At 51.9% G+C, this 2762-nt stretch carries 6 protein-coding genes; all 6 read left to right on the plus strand.

Going from position 1 to position 2762, the window contains the following annotated elements; genetic code table 11:
* Window positions 1-259: 259 nt before the first annotated feature.
* The 6 genes from FJY67_11880 (at window position 260) to rpsR (ending at window position 2701) form a co-directional block, all read left to right on the plus strand.
* Entirely contained in the window at window positions 260-520 is a 261-nt protein-coding gene (locus FJY67_11880) for a hypothetical protein (GenBank protein MBM3330146.1), read from the plus strand.
* A 77-nt stretch (window positions 521-597) separates the two neighbouring features.
* Window positions 598-837 carry an AbrB/MazE/SpoVT family DNA-binding domain-containing protein gene (locus FJY67_11885; GenBank protein MBM3330147.1) on the plus strand — a complete coding sequence of 80 codons (240 nt, stop codon included), beginning with the start codon at window positions 598-600 and terminating at the stop codon, window positions 835-837.
* Entirely contained in the window at window positions 834-1232 is a 399-nt protein-coding gene (locus FJY67_11890) for a type II toxin-antitoxin system VapC family toxin (protein ID MBM3330148.1), read from the plus strand. Before FJY67_11885 ends, FJY67_11890 begins: the two co-directional genes overlap by 4 nt.
* Before the next feature lie 145 nt (window positions 1233-1377).
* On the plus strand, window positions 1378-1962 hold the full coding sequence (gene rpsF / locus FJY67_11895; GenBank protein MBM3330149.1) for a 30S ribosomal protein S6: 585 nt from the start codon (window positions 1378-1380) through the stop codon (window positions 1960-1962).
* A gap of 3 nt (window positions 1963-1965) precedes the next feature.
* On the plus strand, window positions 1966-2466 hold the full coding sequence (gene ssb, locus FJY67_11900; GenBank protein MBM3330150.1) for a single-stranded DNA-binding protein: 501 nt from the start codon (window positions 1966-1968) through the stop codon (window positions 2464-2466).
* A 10-nt stretch (window positions 2467-2476) separates the two neighbouring features.
* Window positions 2477-2701, plus strand: coding sequence for a 30S ribosomal protein S18 (rpsR, locus tag FJY67_11905; protein ID MBM3330151.1), 225 nt, complete (start codon window positions 2477-2479; stop codon window positions 2699-2701).
* Window positions 2702-2762: the final 61 nt, after the last annotated feature.

Raw genomic sequence — 2762 nt, forward strand, 5'->3', positions numbered from 1 at the left:
GTAACGCAAAATCGTCCCGACATCGTCAAGTCCTACTTCAAAGATAGACCCGTTCAGTATGCCGCATAATCAATCATACTATATTTTGCACCAGGTAATAGAAGCTGCCAGGTCCAAGAGTTGGCATAAAGTCTCAGTGGTTAGCATAGGATTAATGGCTATCTTTGCCGTCATTTCATTCATCTACGTATTATTAGGGAGCACGGTAAGCTAGGTTCAGTTTGGAACCAGGATATTTGTCGCTGGTACATTTGCGCTCTTGGCTGCGTATGCGGAGAGGCAAGCAAATCACCATCGTTCTGAAGAACACTTCAATCGGCAGGCGCAATTGACATTGGCTTCAATAGGCCCATTCATTCATAAATTGCCGAAAGAGAAGCAAGATGAGATTCTGTTCACACTTGCCAACCGGCTCTTTACTGAGTATGCATTTGATAATAAAGCAAATGAAGGCGATATGCTAGAATTGCCCAAAAAGGTTGTTTTGAAATGGCTCGAGAGCATCGTCAAACCAAAATAGTTATATTATTCCGAACGATTCTATAATGCATTTACCTAAAGAAGCTACAATCGAATTTCTTAAGGAACTTCCCAGAGATGACCAAAACACTTACACTCGATTCAAGCGGACGGATTGAACTCCCGACGGAGATTAGGGAGAGGGTCAATTCGATTCCAGGCAGCGAGATTCGCCTGCGTGAGACCGAAGAAGGAACTTTTGTCCTTGAGGTAGGGCACAAGCCGCGGGATCTACATGGGATCGTAAAGTCCCATGGTATCCATTTGACATTAGAGCAAATCGAGCAGATCATAGAACGGCAGGGATCAGATGAATGATAGCCTTGGATACGAATATCCTAATCCGATTGCTGGTTGCCGATGACGACGACCAGTACCTCCGCGTCGAACGGCTTTTGGATGTGTTAGAGCAGAGCGGCGAAGAGGCTTTGATTACAGATATTACACTGGCGGAGACAAGCTGGGTGCTGAAGACTGGATATAAGGCATCAAAATCCGAAATCGTCCATGCACTTGAAGCCGTTCGCAATACCTTGGGATTTAAGGTGATTTCGCCCATCAGTTTTGAACGTGCCCTGAATTCCTTTCGCAATGGAAGGGGAGGTTTCGCGGACTATTTGCTACGCGAGCAGGCACTCGATGCCGGCTGCAGAGCGATCGCTACTTTTGATAGAAGACTGCTGCAAGAAGACTTGTTCTTCAGTCCGGATTAGAGATTCAAATGATTGATAGGGAATAGCGGGCATCCCGAAATCATTAGCGCCCGCGGGGAATCCAGATTTTCCCACACCCCCACATAACTCCTCCCCGCATCAGACATCTGACGGGGCTTTAACAACCGAAGTCCACAGGAGACGAATGCAGCATTACGAACTGATGTTCATTCTCGACCCGGCCAACGAAGAAGCCGAAGTCGAGGTGAAACAGAAGATCGAAGGGATCATCACCGGCCGCGAAGGCGAGATGATCTCGTTCGATAAACTCGGCAAGAAACGGCTCGCCTACCCGATCGCCAAGCGACCCTACGGCACCTACTTCCTCGCCAACCTGAAGGGGAACGGCCGTATCGTTCAGGCGCTCGACTACTTCCTCCGGCTCAACACCACCGTTCTCCGCCACATGATCATCGCGTTCAGCGAGAAGGATCTCGGCCTGCGCCAGCGGACCGAGGTCGTCCTCGCCGAGGAAGCCGAACGGATGCGGCTTGGCGGTCGGCCTATAGGAACCAAGGGAGATGAGGAAGTCGCGGCCGAAACCGTGATTGAGACCATAACGTCCGGCGAAGATTCGATTATCGCCGAAGCGGAGGAGATCGTCTCCGCCGAGGAAATCGACGCCCGGACACCCCCCGCGGACATTGAAGCGGCTGCCGATGAGGTCATATCGGCAGCGGTCGAGACGTCCGAAGACGACACGGATGAAAACACTAACACTAAGGAGTGATCAATGGCTGATCTGAAAATGCCCGATGTGAATAACGTCATCATCGTCGGGAACCTCATCAAAGACCCGGTGATCCGTCAAACGACGAACGGCACCCCGGTCGCCAATTTCACCATCGCCTCCAATCGCAAGTTCAAAGATAACTTCGGGCAATGGAAGGAAGACGTCTGCTTCGTCGGCATCGTAGCCTGGTATAAACTGGCTGAATCGTGCGCGGAGAACCTGCACAAGGGCAGCGCGGTGCTGGTTGAAGGTGAACTGCAGTCGCGCCAGTGGCGCACCGATGATGGCAACTATCGCAGCATCGTCGAAATTAAAGCACGCCGCATCCAGTTCCTTAACAAGCGCGAGATGGTGCTCTCGGACATCGAAACCGACAACAACTTCTCGCACTCGGAAGACACCGCTACGATCCAGGAATCACCGGTTCCGTCCGGCAACGGCGGCGAGCCGGCTGAAGACGAGAGCCATTTCGACTTCGGATTTCGCGAACTGAAACTCTAAAGGCGCGCCAATGCTCATACCCCGCAAGAAGATCTGCCGGTTCTGCGAGAATCGCATCTTCTACATCGACTACAAGGACGACCGGCTGCTGCACCGCTTTATCACCGAAGAAGGGAAGATCATCCCGCGCCGCATTTCGGGCACCTGTGCTCAGCATCAGCGGCAACTCGTGACAGCGATCAAGCGCGCGCGGCAGATGGCGATCATTCCCTACATTCTCGACACAGTAAGGTAGGAGAGACCTCCCATGCGCATCGTTCTCAAATCAGACGTCGAGAAGTTGGGCCGTGCTGGAG

Source organism: Calditrichota bacterium (assembly GCA_016867835.1).
GTDB lineage: Bacteria > Electryoneota > AABM5-125-24 > Hatepunaeales > Hatepunaeaceae > VGIQ01.